General features: G+C 59.5%; 19 protein-coding genes. 7 read left to right on the top strand and 12 right to left on the bottom strand.

The features are described 5' to 3' along the window. The first annotated feature begins 50 nt into the window (after positions 1-50). From ACFHWW_RS06005 to ACFHWW_RS06015, 3 genes are read left to right on the top strand one after another with little or no spacing between them, the layout of a single operon-like run. On the top strand, positions 51-377 hold the full coding sequence (locus tag ACFHWW_RS06005) for an ArsR/SmtB family transcription factor (RefSeq protein ID WP_379937642.1): 327 nt from the start codon (positions 51-53) through the stop codon (positions 375-377). Then, the gene (locus tag ACFHWW_RS06010; protein ID WP_379937643.1) at positions 374-904 is read left to right on the top strand and encodes an SRPBCC family protein; all 531 of its coding nucleotides are present in this window, start codon (positions 374-376) and stop codon (positions 902-904) included. Before ACFHWW_RS06005 ends, ACFHWW_RS06010 begins: the two co-directional genes overlap by 4 nt. Positions 905-947: 43 nt before the next feature. Further along, the gene (locus tag ACFHWW_RS06015; protein ID WP_338279856.1) at positions 948-1,406 is read left to right on the top strand and encodes an SRPBCC family protein; all 459 of its coding nucleotides are present in this window, start codon (positions 948-950) and stop codon (positions 1,404-1,406) included. Between the two features lie 107 nt (positions 1,407-1,513). On the opposite strand, the gene ACFHWW_RS06020 is transcribed toward ACFHWW_RS06015, so the two are convergent. The 6 genes from ACFHWW_RS06020 to ACFHWW_RS06045 form a co-directional block, all read right to left on the bottom strand. After that, positions 1,514-2,131 carry a TetR/AcrR family transcriptional regulator gene (locus ACFHWW_RS06020; protein WP_379937644.1) on the bottom strand — a complete coding sequence of 206 codons (618 nt, stop codon included), beginning with the start codon at positions 2,129-2,131 and terminating at the stop codon, positions 1,514-1,516. Between the two features lie 89 nt (positions 2,132-2,220). Continuing rightward, positions 2,221-2,670 (bottom strand): hypothetical protein, encoded by a 450-nt coding sequence (locus ACFHWW_RS06025; RefSeq protein WP_324764730.1) that lies wholly within the window; start codon positions 2,668-2,670, stop codon positions 2,221-2,223. Between the two features lie 117 nt (positions 2,671-2,787). Further along, a complete protein-coding gene (locus ACFHWW_RS06030; protein WP_379937645.1) occupies positions 2,788-3,741 on the bottom strand; it encodes an SDR family oxidoreductase in 954 nt (317 codons plus the stop codon). A gap of 91 nt (positions 3,742-3,832) precedes the next feature. Next, positions 3,833-5,377, bottom strand: a complete 1,545-nt coding sequence (locus ACFHWW_RS06035) for an MFS transporter (RefSeq protein WP_379937646.1) — start codon at positions 5,375-5,377, stop codon at positions 3,833-3,835. A 239-nt stretch (positions 5,378-5,616) separates the two neighbouring features. Next, the gene (locus tag ACFHWW_RS06040) at positions 5,617-7,857 is read right to left on the bottom strand and encodes a hypothetical protein (protein WP_379937647.1); all 2,241 of its coding nucleotides are present in this window, start codon (positions 7,855-7,857) and stop codon (positions 5,617-5,619) included. Positions 7,858-7,896: 39 nt separating this feature from the next. Then, a complete protein-coding gene (locus ACFHWW_RS06045; RefSeq protein WP_379937648.1) occupies positions 7,897-10,263 on the bottom strand; it encodes a hypothetical protein in 2,367 nt (788 codons plus the stop codon). A gap of 484 nt (positions 10,264-10,747) precedes the next feature. On the opposite strand from ACFHWW_RS06045, the gene ACFHWW_RS06050 reads away from it, so the two are divergent. Beyond that, complete coding sequence (locus ACFHWW_RS06050) at positions 10,748-10,951, top strand: cold-shock protein (protein WP_018096455.1); 204 nt, start codon at positions 10,748-10,750, stop codon at positions 10,949-10,951. Between the two features lie 116 nt (positions 10,952-11,067). Here the strand turns inward: ACFHWW_RS06050 and ACFHWW_RS06055 are convergent, their stop codons facing one another. Next, the gene (locus tag ACFHWW_RS06055) at positions 11,068-11,940 is read right to left on the bottom strand and encodes a PhzF family phenazine biosynthesis protein (protein ID WP_379937649.1); all 873 of its coding nucleotides are present in this window, start codon (positions 11,938-11,940) and stop codon (positions 11,068-11,070) included. Between the two features lie 117 nt (positions 11,941-12,057). Between ACFHWW_RS06055 and ACFHWW_RS06060 the strand changes: the two genes are divergently transcribed. Beyond that, positions 12,058-12,993, top strand: a complete 936-nt coding sequence (locus ACFHWW_RS06060) for a LysR substrate-binding domain-containing protein (RefSeq protein ID WP_379937650.1) — start codon at positions 12,058-12,060, stop codon at positions 12,991-12,993. Positions 12,994-13,034: 41 nt separating this feature from the next. Here ACFHWW_RS06060 and ACFHWW_RS06065 read toward each other — a convergent pair whose 3' ends face one another. Both ACFHWW_RS06065 and ACFHWW_RS06070 read right to left on the bottom strand, forming a co-directional pair. Continuing rightward, positions 13,035-13,754, bottom strand: coding sequence for a molecular chaperone (locus ACFHWW_RS06065; RefSeq protein ID WP_102762079.1), 720 nt, complete (start codon positions 13,752-13,754; stop codon positions 13,035-13,037). Between the two features lie 134 nt (positions 13,755-13,888). Further along, entirely contained in the window at positions 13,889-14,215 is a 327-nt protein-coding gene (locus ACFHWW_RS06070) for a GYD domain-containing protein (protein WP_275598178.1), read from the bottom strand. A 262-nt stretch (positions 14,216-14,477) separates the two neighbouring features. Between ACFHWW_RS06070 and ACFHWW_RS06075 the strand changes: the two genes are divergently transcribed. Next, positions 14,478-15,557: a mechanosensitive ion channel family protein gene (locus ACFHWW_RS06075; RefSeq protein WP_275600238.1), complete on the top strand. Its 1,080-nt coding sequence runs from the start codon at positions 14,478-14,480 to the stop codon at positions 15,555-15,557. Positions 15,558-15,634: 77 nt separating this feature from the next. On the opposite strand, the gene ppk2 is transcribed toward ACFHWW_RS06075, so the two are convergent. Beyond that, on the bottom strand, positions 15,635-16,555 hold the full coding sequence (gene ppk2, locus ACFHWW_RS06080) for a polyphosphate kinase 2 (RefSeq protein WP_100673543.1): 921 nt from the start codon (positions 16,553-16,555) through the stop codon (positions 15,635-15,637). A 212-nt stretch (positions 16,556-16,767) separates the two neighbouring features. Between ppk2 and ACFHWW_RS06085 the strand changes: the two genes are divergently transcribed. After that, entirely contained in the window at positions 16,768-17,604 is an 837-nt protein-coding gene (locus ACFHWW_RS06085) for an alpha/beta hydrolase (protein WP_379937651.1), read from the top strand. A 433-nt stretch (positions 17,605-18,037) separates the two neighbouring features. Here the strand turns inward: ACFHWW_RS06085 and ACFHWW_RS06090 are convergent, their stop codons facing one another. Both ACFHWW_RS06090 and ACFHWW_RS06095 read right to left on the bottom strand, forming a co-directional pair. After that, a complete protein-coding gene (locus ACFHWW_RS06090; RefSeq protein ID WP_379937652.1) occupies positions 18,038-21,172 on the bottom strand; it encodes an efflux RND transporter permease subunit in 3,135 nt (1,044 codons plus the stop codon). Next, positions 21,169-22,335 carry an efflux RND transporter periplasmic adaptor subunit gene (locus ACFHWW_RS06095; RefSeq protein WP_379937653.1) on the bottom strand — a complete coding sequence of 389 codons (1,167 nt, stop codon included), beginning with the start codon at positions 22,333-22,335 and terminating at the stop codon, positions 21,169-21,171. The genes ACFHWW_RS06090 and ACFHWW_RS06095 overlap by 4 nt, the downstream gene beginning before the upstream one ends. Positions 22,336-22,577: the final 242 nt, after the last annotated feature.

Below are 22,577 nucleotides of genomic sequence, written 5' to 3' on the forward strand. Positions count from 1 at the left end.
ATACTCAACCAATCGGTTGACATTATTCCGTTTCAGCAATACTAAACCATATGGTTGACGAAAAGCTGACTCTGACGTTCGCTGCCCTTGCGGATCCCACACGGAGGGGAATGCTTGCCGCCTTGGCATCTGGCGAGAAGCCTATTAGCGAACTCGCCCGGCCCTACCAGATGACGCTCGCCGGCGCCGCAAAACATGTCGCGATCTTGACGCGGGCCGGCCTCGTCGAACGGCGCAAGGTTGGCCGCCAGAATATGTGCCGGCTAAACGCCGGAAATCTGAAAGAGGCGAACGACTGGCTCGCCCAGTGGGAGCGGTTCTGGAACGTTCGCCTGGACGCGCTTGAACAGGCCCTGAAGGAGGAGCAGAATCAATGACTGCAGACAAGATCTCGCCCGACATGCTTCGCTTTGAGCGAGTCCTGGCGGCACCTGCCGCTACCGTTTGGCAGTACCTCGTTGATCCAGACCTGCGCGCGCGCTGGTTCATGTCGGGTCCAACGGACCTGCAGGTTGGCGGCGCCTTCGGGCTGACGATGGATCACGACCGTCTCTCGGACGAGGTCGTTCCTACGCCGGACCGGTACAAGCCATATGTTGGCCATCGTTGGCAGGAACGCATTATTCGCTATGAACCACCTCGTCTCCTGGCCTTCACATGGGAGGAGGGCAAGGCGGGGGAAGTCACGTTCGAGCTGACCGAGATAGACAGCGGAACAACGCGCCTAGTCCTGACCCACACCGGCCTTCGTGGCTCTAAGGACGCGCTCGACTTCGGTGGCGGCTGGCACGCGCATCTTGCAGTTCTTGAGAAACGGCTCGCTGGAAAAAGCATCCCTGATTTTTGGGCCCTTCACGCCGAAGCTCAGCGTGAAATGGAAAGGGCGCTCGGTTCTGAGGCGTGACGACTTCCGGCTCTCGCTGAATACCACCGAAAGGAACCGGGCCATGAAGGAACGTTTCACATATTCCACCTACATCCGCTGCAGCCCCGACGTTCTTTGGCAAGCCCTTACTGCCAGGGAGGTTACCAGGCAGTATTGGGCGGGCACTTGGCAAGAAAGCGACTGGTCGCGGGGCTCTCCTTGGCGGCTGGTTGCTCCGGATGGGCGGACAGCAGATTCGGGAGAGGTCCTTGAGGCGGATCGGCCGAACAAGCTTGTGATTTCCTGGCGCGACGAACTTCATGAGGAGCTCCGCCAGGAGGGGCATTCCAAGGTTAGCTACGTCCTCGAAGAGATCGGCACGTCGGTAAAGCTGACGGTCATCCAAGAATCCGAAGTGGAAAACTCCGTTGCTATCGCTGCTATGTCAAAGGGATGGCCTCATCTCTTCGCCAGCGTCAAATCCCTTCTTGAGACGGGCTACCCGCTGGAAGAGACAAGGGCGTGGCCCGTAGACCTTTGATCGCGGATCACCATGTCGGCTGGCCCGCAACTGCCTGAGCTATCTCGGTCGACGACCAGAAGGCGATTTGGCGGTCAGAGAAGGAAAATTATGTTTACATGTCTGGCTCAAGCCTGTTTTTCCGCCGCGCTGACGTCGGTCGAATGAGACTGTATCTGTGCAGCGTCGAGCGCGATCCTCACGCCGGTCAGAAATGATTGCTCGTCGGCGAGCTCTGGCGTGTATTGGCGAACCGTATAAAGCCCCAAGAGTGCCAGGTAGATGGCTTTTGCAAGTTGTTCCGCCAGTGGGTGCGGCGCACCAAGAAGTTTGAACTCCTCCGTGAGGTGTTTTGTGCGCATCGCGTCCACCTCCCGCACTGCCGCCCTCGGCAAGGGGTCCCGTGCCGCCCACGCCCGAAGCGCGCACTCTGTTTTCGCGACGTCCAAAGCACCAGACGTCGATACGACGGCGAGTTCTGCCAACGCCTCCAAGCGTTCACGCGGTGTATCGAAGTGACTTGTCTGTTCGATTAGATTGGCGGTGAAGTCACGCTTCCAAAACTCTATGATCGCCTGGAGAAGCTCATCTCTATTCTTGAAGCGCCAGTAGAACGGGCCTTTGCTCACGCCAAGAATCACGGCCAAACGCTCCACCCTGACCGCCTCAATCCCTCCGGCTGTCAGAGCAGATAATCCGGCTCCGACCCAATCGGCCTTTGTTGGACCATCTCGTCTATCTGCCATTCGACCCGCCTCACGCTTCGTCCCGTCTGCCGAAGCTAGGGCACTTCCAGGAAAGAGTGTAACGACTTTCCGTCCGGAAGTGCGTCGTTTCAAAGGCTTGGAGCGCCGGCTCCGCTTTCCGCCGGCCGGGCGGCCGCCCAAAATAGGATGAGGCCTACCGGGCCGAAGATCGCCCATTGAATAAGGCCCCATGGGTTCCCGAACCAGACAAAGGTGAAGAACAGGCAGATACCCGAGACCACCAGGAAATGGCCTCCGATTATCCAGGCTACCGGCCAGCGCCAGTCGCTACGGAATGCCGCCACCAACGTGGCCACGGCACCGCCCGCTATCAGCGCCGCCATCTGGTACCACAAGATGTCGAGCACACCGGCCGAGGCGGGTGGCAGATTGGCCGAGTAGACGGGGTACATCACCTCGGGCGTCCCGCCAATGATGTGGTAAATGGCGGCAACTGCATTGAGGGCGGATGCCATGAGAAGTGCATTACGGCCGGCGCGTCCATCTTGAAGGCGATTGACTCCTGCATCCGTTCTCATGGTGCTGATCCATGTTCAGTATACGGTGGCGTATACTATGCCGCCGCGGCCACGTCAATACGGCAGCGTATAGAAGAGATTTGGCGGCGACCGCAGCGCTGGAATTGCAGGGCGAGATCAGTAACCGCCGACGATCGGAAGAATCTCGCCGGTGATGTAGCTCGACATTTGCGGCGAGGCGAGAAAGACGTAGGCCGGAGCAATTTCCTCTGGCTGCGCCGCACGCTTCATCGGCGTTTGGGAGCCGAACTTCTCCACATCTTCAGCCTCTTTGTCCGATGGATTGAGAGGCGTCCAGACCGGGCCGGGCGCGACGGCGTTCACGCGGATCCCTTTGGGCACGAGATGTCCCGAAAGAGCGCGGGTGAAGGCATGAATTCCCCCCTTGGTCATGGAGTAGTCCAGCAGCTCCTTCGAGCCGGTAAGGCCCGTGACGGACCCGGTGTTGATGATTGCCGAGCCGTTCTTCAAATGCGGAATAGCGGCCTTTGCCATGTAGAAGTAGCCGTAGAGATTCGTCTTCAGCGTTTCGTCGAAGTGCTCGTCGGTCAGGTCCTCGATGTCACGCGTGTGGACCTGGAAGGCGGCGTTGTTGACGAGGATGTCGAGGCGTCCAAGCTGCATAACCGTTTTTTCCACTGCCTTTCGGCAGAAGCTCGCATGCTTGACGTCGCCTTTGATCACAAGGCACTTTTGTCCTTCCCTTTCAACAGCAGCCTTTGTGTCGTCTGCGTCCTGAGATTCGTCGAGATGCACGATGGCGACGTCCGCCCCTTCACGGGCAAAGAGGACCGCCACCGACCGACCGATGCCGGAGTCACCCCCCGTGATCAGCGCCACCTTGTCCTTCAGCTTGTCTGAACCCTTGTAAAACGGGGCATCATACATTGGCGCAACCGGAAGATCAGCCTCTGAGCCCGGCTTGTCCTGATGCACCTTCGGAAATGGCGGCTCCGGATAACGGCGAGCGCCCGCCTGCATGGCTCCTGAGGCCTTCGGTTTTTCCTTCTTGTCGGCCTCTTCAACCTGCTTCTGGATGTCGCGCTGTTTCTGCCCGGTTTCGGATTTCATTGATGCCTCCTTCGATTGAGGAGGTTAAACGCCGCCGAGGCCAAAAGGTTTGGGCGAGACAGCATCCCCGCCCTTCTTAAATCATCGTGACCTAATGAGAGGCCAATGTGCTCTCATCGATCTGTGCGCTGGCATATACCCGCCGGGCGACGATCGCGAGAAGAAGGAGCGTCACCGTTGCGACGACGCAACATATGGAGAAACCAAGTGAGAAGCCGCTTTTCGCCGTCTCCAGCCAGACGGCTGACGTTGAACCCGGCATCGACCGAGCTGTCTCGACTGCGCCGGCAAGGGTAGCAGAAACGGCCTCGGCTTGCACGGGATCGAGGCCGCTCAGGTCGGCGCGGTTCATCGCCATACGATAGACCAGGGTCGCCAAGCTGCCGAGCACCGCGATTCCCAGTGCGCCTCCAAATTCTGCGCTCGTTTCCGATATGGCCGAAGCCGAGCCTGCCCGTTCGGGCGGTGCAGTTCCCACGATCAAGCCGGTCGTGGTGAGGACGACAGGAACGAAGCCGAAACCGATGATCATGCTGGAGCCAAGGATCCCGATCAAGCTCTCGGCGTAGGCGGCGACAGCCATGGCGGCAGCTCCCGCCGCATTGATCAAAAGCCCGCCGAGCACGGTTCTGACGGGTCCGAAGCGGTTGGTGAAACGGTAGGCCTGAAAAGACATGACTGCGAAGACGAAGGCCGATGGCGCGGACCAGAGCGCAGCCTTCAATGGCGACAGACCGAGCACAAGCTGCAGGAAGAGATTCTGAAACAGGAAGACGCCGAAGACGAAGAAGACACCGGCGAGGTTTACCATCAGCGAGGCCGTGAAGGCTGGCACCCGGAAGAGCGCGAGGTCGACCAATGGGTCGCTGAGGCGTCGCTGGCGCCTCACAAACAGGAGGCCGACCAGAAGCCCCAGTCCGATATAGCCGACCTGGGCAAGCTGGAAACCGTCGGCAGCCATATGCTTGAAGCCGTAAATGATCGGCAGAACCGTCGCGAGCGAAAGCACGACACTCAACAGATCCAGTCGGCCGGCATCATTGTTCCTGTATTCCGGCAGCAGAAACGGGGCGACGGCCAGAAGCAAGAGCATGACTGGTATGTTGATCAGAAAAACCGATCCCCAGTGGAAATGCTGTAGCAGAATTCCGCCGATGAGGGGGCCAACGAGGCCGCCCAGCGCAAAGGCCGTGCCCCAGATGCTGATCGCCCTGTTTCGCTCCGCCTCGTTTTTGAAGAGATTGACGATCAGCGACAGAGTGGAGGGCGCGATCGTCGCACCCGCGATGCCAAGCAGAGCCCTTGCCAGAATGAGTTGCTCCGGCGTGTTTGCAAAAGCCGCGAAGGCCGATGCGACGCCGAAAGCAAAAGCGCCCATCAGCAATACCCGTCGCCGCCCGATTCGATCTCCCAGCGTTCCCATGGTCACGAGAAAGCCCGCGACCATGAAGCCATAGATGTCGTTTATCCAGAGCAGTTGCGATGCGGAAGGATCGAGGTCCGCGACGATCGCTGGCACCGCGAGGAACAGCACCGACAGGTCCATCGAATAGATCAGGCATGCGATCGACAGGACGCACAGGCCAACCCACTCACGGCGGCTTGCCTGCTCAGGCGTGTGACTAGTCTCGGCCATGGTCGTCCTCCGGGAAGCCGGCGGAGATTTCCCCGAATCGCAGCCGTTGACAAGTATCAATTTCCAGGACGGGCGGCTTTGATCCAAGGTCGCTGGAATCGAGCGAGATGGCTTGCATTGAGTAACAGGACCTGCCGGCGTTGCGGAGGCACGACTGTGGATCGGCTCCCCGCCGGCATGATTAAGCCAGGCAAGGCATTTGACCTCGAACTGAGTTGGCGGGGTGCCGCGCACCCGCCCTATGGCACCTCTAAAAGCACTTCCTCCTTCCTCGCGAAAGGCGGAGCGAAATCCGGCTTGAGCCTGAAACCCGGCTGCGAGATCTCGTTTAAATGATCCACGACTTTCTCGACCGCCGGCAAAACGGTTTCCAGGCGCGCCGCCGAGACGATGCGCACTCTTGGCAGCAGGAGCCTGCTATCGGCGCGAAGGGCGTCGCTCAGTTCGTCCTTCTTGGGTCGAATCTGCTGCTCGTAGCTGTCTTCAACTCTATCCAATGCTTCGTTCAGCCCCTTCATATATGCCTGCTTGTGCTTTTCGTATTCTTTGTCACTGATCTTGGTACTGGTCAGAACGCTCGCCCAGCTCTCCCAAATGGCGAAGCACTCCGTGTTCCAGAACCGGAGCACATGCCTGTTGTACCACTCACGCTCCAGCTCTGAGAGCCGTAAGTAGCGAACGTCGAACTGGTACTGCGGAGCGTTGCTCGCACCAACCAGACGCGTGAACAGTTGTGACGGTACAACCTTCTTTTGATACGAGTTCCAGATGGTGTGCGTCGTAACAGGCTCTCCAGCCTCAAGGATCGGAATCGAGCTGATCGGCATATCGAGATCGCTGCTGAAACCATTTGCCGTGAGATCCTCGTGGAACTTGAGCGTAGCATCGTTGGGATCCGAGGGGTCGCTCTCGTGAGGCTGCCGCTCCCACGCAGTCCTGATGCTGCTCAATTCATCGTTGTCGGTCACCGAGGCGTACTCGTTATGTTGTACGACCACCCCGAAATTGCCGGTTTGAATCAGCATTCCGACGTGAAGCGGCAGACGCACCCAACGCGCACGAATCGGACCGGCAAGCTCCGCATGTACCCCGTTGATCCGATTCAAGACTGACAACAAAATGTAAGCTGATCTCACAGCATGAACACCGCAGTCCTGAAGCAATCGGCCGATGAGGTTCCGCGGGAACGTATGTGTCAGATAGTTCGGCGGACCTTCAGTCAGATTTAGTCTGGAGTGAGTCGTTACTTGCCCGAAATACACGCTGGCCATGTCGACGGTCGCACGCCAAGCATTGACGCCTGCCTTGCTCTTGTCCACTGCCGTCGGGGCTTGGCGCGTGAACTCAGCGAGTGTCTCTGCGAAGAAGCTATACAAGAACGCGATCAACTCGTCGTTTTCCACGAGCCTGAGCCTCCCGCCATGTCGACCTTTGATCAGCGCGCGGCGAAACAAGTGCGCCTGCGTCAGACGCTGGTTCGGATCCCATGTGTGTCCGTAAGTAACCAGGAAGTAAGCAAGTTGACGATCCCTCGACACCTGGATGCTGCCGATCCTTTCGCCTCGGACGTACGGCTCCTCCCTATCTTCACGGTCCAGTGAATTGAAGATCACGCTGCGAGAGTCGTGCGGTGGAAACGCGTCCAGGAAGCGGTGGGGCCTTGCGCCGCTACGTCCATAGCGGAATTCGGCCACGCGTATCATCTTGTTGAGAATCATGGTGCGGCGGTTGTTCTGAACCTTCTGCTCATCAAGCACTGTCTTGATTTTCACGTCGTTCTGAATGTCCTTTGGACTGAGAAGAATCCACAGCGACAGTTGAAGATCTTGCAACTTGCGCAGCCCGGCCGCGTCATTGCTGTCTCTCTCCAGTTTCACCACTGCGAGTTCGAGCATCTGCTGGAAAAGTATCTGCAAGATGCGATAGAACTGCTCTATCGTCTCCAGCAGTTGCTCAGGGAGAATCCTCTCGTAGAGGGTGGGGCCTTCTGGCGGCGCACCCATCCTGGCCGCCGGGGGCAAGTCTACCTTGGCGAAGTGTCGCATCGCACCGTCGAGGCCGTTCAAACTTCGCTGCCACTCCTTCTCGCGATTCTGTTCAGTCAAGAGCCCCACTGATCGAGGCTGCTCCTTCACGATCGTGACGATGCCGTTCCAGTTATCCGCGACTCGCTCGTTCTTAGTGCCAAACCGGGTTTGGGGCCAATTGATGAGGAGATCGAACTCTTCGAACCATCCACTCAGGAGGATGCGGGCCATTACCGCGTGAAAAAGCTCGTAAGAGATCGCATGTAGAGGATCCTCGACACCGGACAGATTGACGAGCTCCCGCGTTAATCGCGCGACAGCCGACTTGTCGTCGGCCTCGACGGCTTCGCACAGCTTTTTAAGGACGACGAGATCGCCCACGTTCGGAGGATTTCTCGCAATCGCGTCGTCCACCTCCCTGTAGAAAGTGATGGCGCTCGAGCCCTTCACCATAATCGCGCCTTCCGCACACTGCAGTCGTTGCCTTGAACTCTAGACCTTGGGCTTCCAGTTCCACTCAGTCGGCGAAACGCGTTCCCATTCGGGCAGTGTGTGACCCTTGCGCACCAGGACGGCAGTCGTCGGCAGCCGCGTTTCCCATGGATCGCCGACCGGCACTTCGCCGAGGTTGCCTCCCGTGCGCTCTTTGATTTCATCGACAATCGGCTTGTAGAGAGGATGATCGATCGTCGGCTCGCCCTCATCGTCCCACACGTCGCCCTTTTGCATGAAATAGGAAACAGCCGCTTCGAACCCGACTCGCACCGGCACGACGACGCGCGCATAGCCTGCCTTCAGGAACTCCTCGAGCTCGGGATCCATGTTCCGTGCGCGGAATCGGTCGGCCCATCCCCCCGGTCGTGCCCAGAAATAGGGGTAGAACACGTATTGGATCTGATCCCACTCGAAGGCGTGTTCAAAGAAGCGAACCATCGCTCCGTCGGCTTTGGCATCCTCGATGTGGAAGAGTGGAGGGTATACCGAGCCGCCAGTGGTGTGCGCGGTGCTCAACAAGCCGGCGTGTTCGTTGCGGATAAACGCGAGGCAATGCTTCTTCAACTCCGTCCGGATAATTCGTTCGTTGACGGACGGGGGATTCCCGAACTCGAATGCGAGGCCCTTTTCCGCTTCATTCTTCTGTTTCAGTGTCTCGACTTCTTGCTGATACCCAAGCAAGACATTGGAGTACGCCTCGGCGATCATGTCGTAGGTCGACGTGGCCCATTCGCGCAGCGCCTCAGACTTGCGCTGGAAGGTGACTTTGGTGTGCACGCTGTAGTTCGCGGTCTCGTGCGCGAAAATGTGGATGTATAGCTTGTCGTCGTCGGCGTAAATTCCGCCGTCGCTCGGGAACAGCGTTACCCGGTTGGCGTTGGGCCGATAGAAGCGAAGGTCGCCTTCTTCAACATCGATCCGCTCGCCTTGTGCAGCCGGACGCCAGTAATCGTGCTCGTTGCCGACACTGAGCGAGAAGTGAGGGTCCTCGTCCGTGACCCCCATTACCGTCGTCAACGCCCAGACGGGCCGGTAGCCCTTTGGAATCTGGACCTCGATTTGATTGCGGCTGCGAGGCTGATCCTCCTCTGAGTCGTTGCCCATGCCTTGGGTGACGCTCGCACTCCTCACGAGAAAAATCGGCGGTGGCGCCTTGAGTCCCCTTGTGCCGTAACGGGCGCCAAGGCGCAGATAGTTGCCCTCATCGATGTGGCTCGCGTCCGGTGCTTCGACCTCCAATCTGATCGGCGGAATCGGCAACTCCGGATCTGGCTGCGGCATCTGCTCGAGGTGCCACAGGTACGACGCAGGCTCTGGAATCATGAAGTCGAACATCTGGCGCAGGCCATAGTTGAACACCTGCGACTCATAGATCTTGTCGACGAACTGATAGATGCCGGCACTATGCTCGCCGCTCTCATTGGTGAGGCGATGCTCGTTGACTTCTTCGACCTCGCGCAGGATGGTGAGTCGCCGTTCTTCGCGAACGCGCTCGACAATGCGTTCCTTGGAGCGCTCGACGACGTCTTTGGCATAGGTGACGGAATTCTTAAGGCCATTTTCCTCGCTGGTCTGATTACTGACATCGAGCTTGCTTTCGAACTCGACCGTCGGGCCGTACTTGCCGGAGAGTGAGAGCCCGAAGCCGACCTTCTGATCGGCCTTCTGTGTCCGCGTGGTTTCACGATTGAGCTCGAAGCGCTCGGTGGTCTGCAGCTCCGTCTCTTTTTCGTGCTCCTGTTCCTTGAGGGCGCTGATCACCTCTTCGGTTCGGTTGAGCTGGCGGTGCGTACGGAGCTTGGATTCCCCGTTGAGAACGTTTTCGATGTGCGCGATTTCGCCGGCTTCGTAGCGTTTGATTTGCTGCTTCACCACCAGCAGATCGGCTACACCGACCGCGCGCAGTTCGGCAGGACCGGGACTCGGGGCAGGCGGATGCCCGGGCAGATCCGTCGGTTGAGGCGGCGTCAGAGCGCCATCGATCGCGGCGACAAGCTCGCCGATGTGGGTGCCCGCCGAAGAAAGACCGAGCTTTTCCAGCGTCGACTTCGTCCTCGGAGACAGACGATCGATGGCACTGGCCTGCAACGTGAACAGACCGCGGTCAACCGACAGGTTGAGATCGCGGAGCGGATCGAGCTTTTCGAATTCGCGCTTGGCGCTCACCAGATCTCTGGACTCGCGTACCGGATCGAACGTCGGCAAGCCGATGGGTGGCTTTGGCCGTACGGAGGTCGGCGCAGGCGTGTGGATGGTCGGCGCCGATGTTGTCGGCGACTCGCCGGACTGAGGGCGTCGGAGTCGAGTTTTCGCGGCACGAAGATGCGTGAAGCGAAACAAACTGTTGTCAGCGCTGCTGGCCATCGCACGAACACTCCTTTTTCAAGCGAGTTCTGCACCTGAGCTGATTGCCTACTTCGAGTAGCCGACAAGACCCGGACTGCACCCGCAATCGCCTTGTGTCCCGCAAGCTATAGTTCGTGGCTACTATGACAGGATGTCAAAGGCCGATCGCCAACGCATACTGGCGTTTGCCCGGGCGCCTGGTCGGTGACATTCCCTTTTCTTAGCATCGCTTCTCGTATCGGCGCTGTTTCCGACGGAACAACGCGCAGCCAGCCGTGCGAGCCTTGCGCACCGCTCCGGCCCTTGAGCGGCAAAGTAACGGTAACGCGCAACTTCGCCGACGCTCGGAGGGCCATCACGTCTACCTCCGCGGGATTTTTCTCCATTTCGTGATGTAGTCACATGTGAAAACGATCAGAACGGCTGCTGACGTTGATCGGAAAGCATTCGCGCTGTAGGTTCGGCACGCGAGCCAAAAGTGCGCGAGCAAGGAGGGACTATCATGCCTACAGGTACTGTTAAATTTTTCAACGACGACAAGGGATTTGGCTTCATCACGCCTGAGGATGGCGGAACGGACGTCTTCGTTCACGTGTCTGCCTTGCAGCACGGCGGTTCGCTGAAAGAGGGTGACAAGGTCAGCTACGAGGTCGGTCAAGATCGCAAGACCGGAAAGTCGAAGGCGGAAAACGTCTCCGTGCTTTGACGGCAGACTTCCGGCAGGTTCAGAGCGCCTCCGTGTTTCATTGAAACGCGGAGGCGCTCTGTCGATGACGCTTCGCCGTGTCCGGGAAACCGCTGCACACTTTTCCTGGAAGTGCTCTAAAGCCGGATCACTCCTTTGACCACGACGATCCCGGCGCCGGAGAGTTCCGGCACGGGAGCAAGCCGGACACGCAGAATGCTCCGGCGGCCCATTTTGGTGCCCTGCTCGATGACCAGTTCGTCGTTCGTAAGGTTTCCCGTGGCGGCAAGATAGGCCGCCAGGGGGCCAGCCGCGGTTCCCGTCGCAGCATCCTCCCAGAGACCAACGGAGGGGTTGAAAAACCGAGCGTAAGCCGTATCCGGCGCATCGGCGTCGAGTGCATAGATATAGCAGCCCTCCGCAGGCGTCTTCTCGAGAACGGCGAGCAATTTGTCGGCCATCGGCCGCGCTCTGTCTACGGTATCCGCATTCAGGACGCGCACCATAAGGTGCGTGGCTCCGGTATCGGCCGGACGTGCAGGCGGGTCGGGCAAAATGTCTCTGGGATCCAGGCCGAGAGCGTCAGCCAGAGGTGCGACGTCATCGAGCGGGTCCGACAGGCTCAAAGGCATCTGGCGCATGCGGCCATGGATGCGACCGCCGACCGACTCGAGCTCGATCGGCAGAACATCTCTGCCGATCTCCTGCTGAAAGGTTCGGGCCGCGGTCAGCGAACCGAGATCGCCATTCTCCCCGAGCCAGAGCCAGGCCCCAAGAGCATTGTGACCCGCACCGAACACCTCTGCACCGCTCGCAGTGAACGATCGCAACTTCCAGTCCGCCCGTGTGCTCCGCATGAGGAATGTGGTCTCGGCTTGATTGAATTCGCGTGCGATCCGTCGCATCTGGTCGTCGGTCAGGTCGTCGGCGTCCTGTACCACGGCCAGCGGATTGCCCGACAGCGGCACATCCGCAAATACATCGATGAGACCTGCGACCAATTCAACCATTTTGTACCCCGACTTGAATGAGCTAAATTTAGTGTAGCGTAGCTTTCATCACTGTAGCTTTTTCTTATTGAAGAATAAAAATCGAAATCCTCAGCTCTAAGATGAACTGGATTCAGCATGCAACGTTTGCGCCTGCCTCCCTTGTCCGCACTTCGCGCCTTTGAAGCCGCCGCGCGCCGCGCCAGCTTCAAGGCCGCAGCCGAAGAGCTTTTGGTCACGCCTACGGCAATCAGCCATCAGGTCAAACAGCTCGAAGCTTATATGGGCCTGCGCGTACTGGACCGGACGCCCAGAGCCGTGACGCTGACGCCGCCGGGTAGGGCGCTTTACGAGGCGACGGCCTCCGGTTTTGGCGAAATCGAACGGGCCGTCGCACGACTGCTGGCAGAATCGGCGCCGACAACAGTCACCCTGACGTCGACGACAGCATTTCTGAGTCACTGGCTGGTGCCGCGAATGGATGCGCTGCGCCAAGCCCTTCCGACGATCGACCTGCGGTTGCACACGTCGAACACGATTGAGGACTTGCGCGCCGGGGGCATCGAGACCGCGATACGTTACGGGCGTGGTCCATTCGCCGGCGCAGCCAGCACGCAACTTTGCAGCGATGCGATGACGCCGGTTTGCAGCCCAGGACTCGGTCTGTCGCAACTTGAGGACCTGCGGCGCGTCACGCTGATCCACATCGACGGGCGAAGTCGCCCGACGTCGAAACCCGACTGGAATCGCTGGTGTGAACAGACCGGCATCGCCGACCTCGATACTAGTGCCGGCCCCCGATTTCCCGATAGCATGCTGGCCGTCCAGGCGGCCATTGCCGGCCAGGGCGTGGTCATCGCCAGTCGAGTCCTTGTCGCCGATGCACTTGCTGCTGGTTTGCTGGAAGCCCCATTCTCGCAAACACTTGCCGGCGACGCCTATCATTTTGCATCCGCCCTGGGGCTGGAACAGCGCAATGACATCGCAGCACTTCGGACGTGGTTTCAGAACTGCTTTTCCGCAGCTCATCCTGAGCCCAGACCGGTTACCGTGAGCCTCGCGGCTCGTCCTTGACCGCTGCCGCGGATCGAGATGAACAAGCTCGAATCAAGTTCCTAGCGACCGCTGACGCCAAGCTGTGCATCGATCGCGCTGCCGTTGCTTTTCGCTGAAAGTGTCACAAGGCCGCCCGAATAACTGTCCTCCGTGCCGACTCGCCATTGCCTCGTCAGGCCCGGCAGCACATATCCGACAAACCCGTCACGTCGGGCGATGACTTCCCCGCCCTGCATCAGCTTCACATCAGACAGCCTCAGCCTCCTGGCCCCATTATTTTCAACCACGAGCATGAGCCAGCCGCGGGAGCGTGCCAGACTCCAATCAACCTCCGACGCCGAAGCTTCCGGAGTGCGGAAAAGGACTGGCAGAACGTGTTGCACGGCCACGCTTTCGGCACCCGACCTACTCCCCTTTGGATCGGGCAACTCGTCGATCAACACCCGGTAGCTCTCCTCCAAGCGTAGCGGCTCCTTGCTGACGCGTACCACACTGACGATGCGGTTGCCGTGCGGCGGCAGCCGTGCTGATGGCGGGCTTGCAACGACATCGTTGGTCGGCTTCAGTTGCTCTACTCCGCCTTCCTTACTCCAACGAAGTACCCGCACCTCGATGTCGACCGGGCGGCTCACCTGGTTTCTAAGATGCAAAACCGCCGCTCGATCCGGTGCAACACGCTCGACCGAGGTCGGAGAAATGACGAGCGAAGCAGCGTTGGCAGTCAGTGTGTACAACAAAAGCAAAACAGCTAGGCCGATGCTTTTCAGCATGGAGCACATGGCGATCTCCTGTCAGGCACTTCCGTGCATCAACGCCGTGGAACTGGCGGCACTTCAACGAGAACTTGGACGGCGAACGGAGAAGTCACGAAGCGCCACTCACCTTCAATATGGGTGGGAAGAGTGCACCACGCCTAGGCTCCAGGGGGACGATACCCAATCGACTTTGCCTTTCCAAGGGCTTCCATCGTATCCTCGACGCTGAGGAGGAGAGTGGTTTCGATAGAGCTGAGCGCGCCTCCTGCGCCGATGGCAAGGGCGACGGCCGCCATCGATACGTTATCGGGCGCCTCCCACAGATTCCAACCGTCATGCTCGCCAAAGGCGTACCAGAACCCATGGAGCTTTCCGCCGACGGATTCGATATACGAACGTGCCGCCTCACGGCGATCTTCCGGGTTTTCGATCATTCGCGCCCACGTCTCGGGCGTGTAGCTGAAGCGCGTGAGATACATGGCCATGTCAGCCTCCTCTGTCACGATAACTCAGTTAACGCCCGGTCCCCGGAGAACGCGAGTCATTTCCAACGTTCGGGATCGGCCTGCGAATAGCTCCAACCTTGCCGCCTTGGATGGCAGCTTGCGTGTCATTGCGGACTGCAGCCATCGACTCGGCCAGTGTGCTGAACATGGATGGTGCCCACTTCGGCGTTTAACGATGATATAATGGGTTGCTCGCTGCCTTAGACTGTGTGGACGGGGATGGCGACACCGGGGTGAACCCATGGAACGACGCGACAAGGAACAGGAGAACCTTTCCCGGCTCGAACGGGTCGCGCAACAGACCGCTGATCCAAAAACCATGCAACAGAAGGCGAAAAGGCCCGAGGAAAAATTTCGCTTCAGCCTTCGCAAAGAAGACGTCTGGTGGACGGTTGGCTTCGCGGCCGCTGCCTTGCTGCTTTTTGGCGTCCAAGTCCTGATCAATTGGCGCCTGGATTGGTTTGACGCGCCCTTACGCCTCCGCGTGATGAATTACGTCAAGGGCGGCCTTCTCATTTTTATTATGCTGACCGTTTCGAACCTCATTGAAGTCTTTCTCATTGGCCGAATTCCCAACCGTGTCTCGCGTTTCAACCTGAAACGTATTTTTCGATTGGTCGTCGTGGTCGCCATCGTCTTCGTGGCGATTTCGGTCTTATTCGTAAACTGGTACGCCGCGGTCGTTTCGCTCGGCCTGATTTCACTCATTCTCGGCTTTGCGCTGCAAATGCCGATCTCCAGTTTCATCGCGTGGATTTATATCCTGGCCAGGGCGCCATATCGCGTTGGCGACCGAATTCGCATCGGCGATGCCCATGGCGATGTCATTGATGTCAGCTATCTCGATACGACGCTGTGGGAATTCGGCGGCGAGTACCTCTGGACCGATCATCCGAGCGGACGCATCATCAAGTTTCCGAACTCCACCGTGTTCGAGACGCCGGTCTTCAACTATTCCTGGCCGCTGTTTCCCTACGTCTGGAACGAAATCAAGTTCCAGCTCGCCTATGAAAGCGATCTGGAGTTCGTGGCGCTGACCATGAGAGAGGTCGTGGAAGAGCAGGTCGGCGACATCATGAGCCAGAAGGTGAAGATCTATAAGCACATCCTCTCGAATACGCCGGTGGACGAACTCGAGGTGAAGGAGCATCCCGTGGTTCATTTTCGCGTCAGCGAAAACACCTGGCTCGAGGCCATCGTGCGTTATCTCGTGCCGCCGAAGGAAGCGGGGCGCACCAAAACACGCCTGATCAAGGAAATGCTGGCGCGAATGAACGCAGAACCCGATCGCGTACTGTTTCCGAAGAGCAATTTGCGGTGAATTTCCCCACGCCGGGTTTGCGACCATCCCCGCCGTGACGACTCGCCGGATGTTTTCGCGCCTTTGTATCCGAGATGTCAGTATTTCGCGGGAACATAAAGCTCCGGAGGCAGGACCTTCCGCTCGTAGTTGGGATTGAAAATGCGCTCCGGCAAGGTGATATCCTCGTGCGGCACATCCTCATAAGGGATTTGCTTCAAGAGATGGTCGATGCAGTTGAGCCGCGCCCGCTTCTTGTCGTTGGCCTCGACGATGTGCCATGGCGCTTCGGGAATGTTGGTACGGGCGAAGGTCTCTTCCTTGGCCTTGGTATAGGCTTCCCAACGCACGCGCGATTGCAGGTCCATCGGCGAGAGCTTCCACTGTTTCAGCGGGTCGTGGATGCGCGTCAGAAAGCGCAGTTGCTGTTCCTCGTCGGTAATCGAGAACCAATATTTGACCAGCCGAACGCCGGAGCGCACCAGCATGCGTTCGAATTCCGGCACGTCGTCGAAGAACTGCTCGACCTCCTCCTCGGTCGCAAAGCCCATGACGCGTTCGACGCCGCAGCGGTTGTACCAGGAGCGGTCGAAGAGGACGATTTCGCCGCCGGCCGGGAGATGTGGCACATAACGCTGGAAATACCATTGAGTCTTCTCGCGATCGGACGGCGCCGGCAGTGCCACCGTTCTCACGATGCGCGGATTGAGTCGCTGGGTGATGCGCTTGATGACGCCGCCCTTTCCAGCCGCGTCGCGTCCCTCGAAGATTACGACGACCTTCTCCTTGTGGTAGACGACCCAGTCCTGCAGCCTGATTAGCTCCGCCTGCAACGCCAGGAGCGCGCGGAAATAGTCCATGCGGGGAAGCGTCGGAGGGTGCGCCTTACGGTAAATCTTGCGTATTTCCTCGGATAAGGCCGGCTCTGAAAGCTCGAGCTCGTAATCCTCGTCGATTGTGTCAGCAAGTTCCGCTTCGAGCCAATCGATGCGTTCTACCTCGTCTTTCGACTTACTCATGTCACGCCTCCGCAGTTCACGCCAACAGCTGATCGCAAGAATGGCTTATTCCATGTCGGAGTGAAGGAAATTTTACATTCCCCAGGACGCATGCCGCCGGCGTAAGCAGGGTCGAGACTCACCGGCGACACAAGAACGTTGTGATGGCAGGTCCCATTTGGGCATACTAACCCGACGATCTCAATGGAGCGGACGAGCAGCGGGCATGAACTGTGAATGCCACTAAACTCCTGCTGATCTTGCCGCTATTGGCGGCTTTCGCATACATCTCGCTTGTCGGCGTGACGTATCTGTCCCAGCGCGCGCTCCTTTACCCCGGTGCAAGCGCAACTTCGGCGCCCGAGCGGGCGAGCTGGGGGCAGAACGTGTACATCCAAACGAGCGATGGAGAAACGCTTCATGGCCTCTATAGCCAGAGCAAGCCCGGCCAGCCGTCGGTGTTGTTCTTCCTCGGAAATGCCGACCGGGTCAGCAATTATGGCTTCTTCGCCCAGGCTCTTGCCGCACGCGGCATCGGCCTGCTCGCGCTTTCCTATCGCGGCTATCCGGGATCATCTGGGACGCCGAACGAGCATGGCTTATTGATTGATGGCATTGCCGCCTTCGACTGGCTTGCGGTACGTTCGGGAAACGAGATCGTCGTGCTCGGTCAGTCGCTGGGAAGCGGTGTGGCCGTCAATACGGCTGGGCAACGGCCGGCAGTCGCGGTCATCCTCGTGTCTGCCTACCTGTCGGTCCTCTCGCTCGCTCAGACCTACTATCCATACTTTCCGGTTGCCCTCCTCACCAAGGATCCCTTCCGCTCAGACCTGAAAATCGCAAAGGTGATGCAACCGAAGCTGTTTATCCACGGCCGGCATGACACCATCATCCCATTGTCTTCGGGCGAAGCTCTGTATCAAATCACTCCCGAGCCCAAACAGATGCTCATCTACGACGCCGGCCATAACGACCTGTGGGACGCCCGCATGGTCGACGACATCATTCTCTTTGTGCAGTTGCAAAAAGGAGGCACCGCAACTCCGCCGCCTCGAAGGGACCGGAACTGACGAGCCGCTAATCCGCGCACGCGATCATGCGCATGTAGAAGGTCAAATCCGAAAACCGATACGTCAACTACTCCACGAAGGACTTCACTCCCACATACAAAGGCGAGCGCGGCAACTGTGGCGCTTCGCTGCCACATATGCTGAACGAATGAATCGGCAGTGCTTGGAAACCCACATCCTGACCGCCAACGTAAAAGGGGCAGGGCCGCACGCAGTTGCCACCACGGCTGAAGGATACATCCCCTTCTGGGCCGCTTGAGATCGCCGCATTCACGCGCTCACGTCCGCGGTGCAAGGTTCGTGCCAATACATCATGCGACTTTTTTGAGCACAGAACGGGAACTTTTCTGCGATCGGTCGCACTCCTCGATCGAGGGGAGCAAGCCGCAGGCAATGCTCCCGCTGGACGTCGAGTCAATTGCACCTGCTGGGGTTACGCCTTGCGTCCTGCGGCGGTGCGGAAAAATCGTTCCTTGGCCTTTTCCCGGACGGTCTGAACCAGCACATAGAGCACGGGGATCAAAAGAAGCCCGACAAAGGTGCCGACGAGTAGTCCGCCGAACACGGTCATGCCAATGGCGCGGCGGCTGGCGGCGCCTGCCCCGGTTGCGATCACGAGGGGGATGACGCCGAGGATGGATGCCATTGCGGTCATCAGTACCGGGCGAAAACGTTGGGCTGTCCCCGCCGCTGCGGCCTGAGGTGTCGCCATCCCTTCATCGCGCCGTTCCTTGGCGAACTCTACGATGAGGATCGCGTTCTTCGCGGCGAGTCCGATAAGTAGAACCAGTCCGATTTGGGCGTATATGTTGATGTCGATCGAGGCGAGCATCAGACCCACGAGAGCGCCGAGCACGGCGACAGCGACGGACAGCATCACCGCAACAGGAACACTCCAGCTTTCGTATTGCCCGACGAGAAAGAGATAGGTGAAGATAATACCCATGAGGAGAATGACGGCCGTCTGGTTTCCAGCCTGCTGCTCCTGCAAAGCAAGTCCCGTCCACTCGAACCCGAATCCTTCCGGCAGGTTCTGCTCCGCAAGCGACTCCATAATAGAGAGGGCTTCGCCGGTGCTTGTCCCTGTTGCGGCCTGACCGTTGATCGACGCCGAGGGGAACAGATTATAGCGGCTGATCGCGTTCGGACCGTATGTGGTTGAGATGGACAGGAGAGCCTGCAGCGGCACCAGTTCTCCGTTTCGGCTGCGCACCCTGAGCCGCTGAATATCCTCAACCCGGCTGCGGAACTGCGGCTCGTCCTGGATCCGCACCTGGTACACCCGCGAGAAGATGTTGAAATCATCGACATAGGACGATCCGAGATGGGACTGCATGGCGCCGAAGATGGTCGCCGTCGAAACGCCGAGCAGTTCCGCTCGGCGACGGTCCACGTCTAGGAAGACCTGCGGCACGTCGGCCGTGAAGGTGCTGAAGACGCTGGCAAGGCCGGGGTCCTGGTTAGCCTTGACGATCAGGCCGCGCATGACCTCTGCAAGCTCCTGCTGGCTCTGGCCAGCGCGCGCCTGCAGCCTCAGATCGAATCCGCCGGTTGCGCCAAGACCCGGAATGGCCGGAGGATTGAACGGTACGACCGAGGCGGTGGGAATCCGGCCGAATTCGGCGCGCAAATGGTCCATGATCCCGTCGATGCTTTCGCCTGCGCTCCGGCGTTGTTCCCAGGGAATGAGCGCGGCGATCACCATTCCAGCGTTCGAGCCGCCGCCGCCCACCATGCTGTTGCCGGCGATGCCGACAGAATTCGCAACGCCGGGTGTCCGTCGCAAAATACCGGCAACGGTGTCCAGCGTCTGCTGGGTCCGTTCAAGCGAAGCGGCATTTGGCAGTTGCACGTTGATGAAGAGGTATCCTTGGTCCTCCGCCGGCACGAACCCGGTCGGAAGCGCTCGGTACAAGCCATATACTCCGCCGCAGATCGCCAGAAGAATAACCGAAGCGATCACCAGCCGGCGTGACATGCGGTCAAGCATGTCGAGATACCATTTCCGGGAGACGTCGAGGCCCCGGTTGAACGTGCCGAATATCCCGCTCCGCCTCTCGCGGGGCCGCTGGAGCATGAGAACGCACAGGGCCGGACTGAGCGTCAGCGCGTTGACGGTCGAGAAGGTGATCGTGACGAGGATCGTCACCGCGAACTGGCGGTAGAGCTGACCAGTGATCCCCGGCACGAAGGCGATCGGAACGAACAGCGCAGCAAGGACCAGGGTGGTCGCCACGATCGGACCCGTCACCTGAGCCATCGTGCGTCGGGCCGCGTCGCGTACACCGAGCCTCTCATCGCTCATCAAACGCAGCACGTTCTCCACGACAATGATCGCGTCGTCGACAACGAGGCTGATCGCGAGGATGATGGCGAAGAGGGTGATGGTGTTCGCCGAATAGCCGAGCAGGTAAAGCACCGCAAACCCGCCAATCAGCGACACCGGGATCGTCAGTGTCGGTATAACGGTCGCCCGCCAGTCCTGCAAAAAGAAGTAGGTGACCGCGACCACCAGGGCAAAGGTGATCGCAAGCGTGATAGCGATCTCCTTGATCGTTTCGGTGATGAAAGCAGTTGTGTCGAAGACGATCGCATAGGCCATGTCCTCGGGAAACTGCCTCGAAAGCCGATCGAGTTCGGAGAGCACTGCCCGCGACACGGCAAGCGCATTGGCGTCGGCGCTCTGGTACACGACGACCGTCGCGCTCGCTTGACCGTTGAAAGTTGACGCCGTGTCGTAGGATTGCGCGCCGAGTTCCACGCGCGCGACATCGCGGAGGCGGACTAAGGCACCGTCCGTATTGGTGCGAACGATGATATTCGAAAAGTCCTCCTCCGTGGCGAGACGCCCCTGGGCCATGATTGTGAGCTGCAACTGTTGGCCCGATGTTGCGGGCGGAGACCCCAATTGGCCGGCAGAGGCCTGCGCATTCTGGGCCTGGATGGCGCTCGTCAGATCCGCGGCGGTGAGGCCTAGGGCCTGCATCCGGTCCGGGTTCATCCAGATACGCATGCTGTAGGACGGACCAAAGATACCGGCCTCCCCGACGCCGGCCACGCGGGCGATCGCATCACGGATATTGTTGGCGGCATAGTTGCTGATGAATATCTCGTCGCGCGTTCCCTCGGGGGAATAGATCGCAACGCCCATCAACATGCTGGACGAGCGCGCTCTCACGGAGACCCCCGTCTGGGTCACGGAAGCGGGAAGCCGGGGCGTCGCGAGCGCGACACGGTTCTGCACGTTCACTTGCGCCAGTGCCGGATCGGTACCGACGGCGAAGGTCACAGTCAGCGAGTAGGTCCCGTTGTTGGTGCTTGAGGACGACATGTAAAGCATGTCCTCGACCCCGTTAACCTGGTCCTCGATCGGGGCTCCGACGCTCTCCTCCAAGACGCTCGCATTGGCCCCTGGATAACTGGCGGTGACCTGCACCTCGGGCGGCGTGATCTGCGGGAACTGCGCAATCGGAATCTGGAAGAGTGCGAGCGCACCCGCGATCGCCATCACGACGGCGATAACCATGGCAAGACGCGGGCGGCCGATAAAGTGCGTCGACAGGTTCATTGGCTCGATGATCCTGGCGCCGGCGCGGCAGTATCCGTTGCCGCGTCGCCGGCCGCTACGCTCTGCGCCTCGACGACTGCTCCCGGGGAGACGCGCTGGAGGCCCTCGACGATCAGTTTCTCACCGCCCTGCAGGCCCTCCTCGACCACCCAATTCTGCCCGACCTGCACGGAGGCGCGAATGCGTCGCACGGCGGCACGGCTCTCGCCGTCGACGACCATCACGAAGCGGCCCTCGCGGTCCTGCTCCACGGACCCGACCGGCACCACCGGACGTTCTTCTCGCTCCGCCGGCTCGACAATCACCGTGACGAATTGCCCCGGCATGAGGAGCGATTGCGCATTGGCGAACAGAGCTCGGATCGGAAGCGTGCCGGTCTGCACGTCGATCTCGTTTTCGAAGAATTCGAGCTTCCCTGATTGCTGGTAAGGCTCACCATTCGACAGGCGCAGCTTGAGGGCATAGCCTTTTGCCAGTTCGTCCTTGCCTGCCCCTTCGGCGGTCGTGCGAAGGTCGAGGATGGTGCGATCGCTGACCGAGAAGACCACGCGGATGGGATCCGTCTGAACCACTCGGGCCAACGGCTCCGACGAAGGGCTGACAAGACTCCCCACAGAGTAGGCGGCGCGGCCGATCCGACCGCCGATCGGAGCCTTGATGTGGGTGTAGCCGAGATTGAGCTCGGCCTGACTGACCCTTGTCTGTGCCGACAGAACGTTTGCCCGGGCCGTGTTGCGCGCCGCCTGGCTCTCCTCAAGCACGGCTTGCGAGACTGTGCGCTGGCTTAGCGTCTGGTTTCGCTGGAACTGGCGTTCGGCATTGTCGAAATTGCTCCGGGCGCTGACCAGGGCCGCTCGTGCATCCTCGAGCGCAAGCTCGTAAGCCGTTCGCTCAAGGGTGAAGAGATCTTGACCTTTCTCGACGTTCTGGCCCTCGGCGAAAAGCCGCCTCTCCAGGAAACCTTCGACCCTGGCTCGGATATCCACGGCATTGAGGGCTTCGACCCGGCCAACGAATTCATGGGCGGGAGATACATCCTCGACTCGAACGGTCATCACGCCGACGACGGGCCCGGTCTGGGCGACAACGTCTCCGGTCGAGCAGAGCAGGAGACCGCTCACGCCTAGAACGAAATCCACAGATAGAAATACCGTTTTGAACATCGAAGACCCCGCTTCGAGTTTCCGATCCAGGCCTCCTTTGGAGAGGCGAGCTATCAGGCCGCCTGTCGTGGCCTTGAGATAATAGAAGAGCCCTGGGGGCGCCTGTCGAGACCTGTGGCACGCCGGAGCACGGTGACTTCATCTGGTAATGGTCTCGATCGGTAACCCGGCAGCACCTTACGAGAGGTAGGCACGTTCACGGATGCACGGCGGACACTGCAACGCCAGAAGTGTATTACGTT

Origin of the sequence: Sinorhizobium sp. P24N7 (assembly GCF_042436655.1) — a bacterium.
Classification (GTDB): Bacteria; Pseudomonadota; Alphaproteobacteria; order Rhizobiales; family Rhizobiaceae; genus Sinorhizobium; species Sinorhizobium meliloti_A.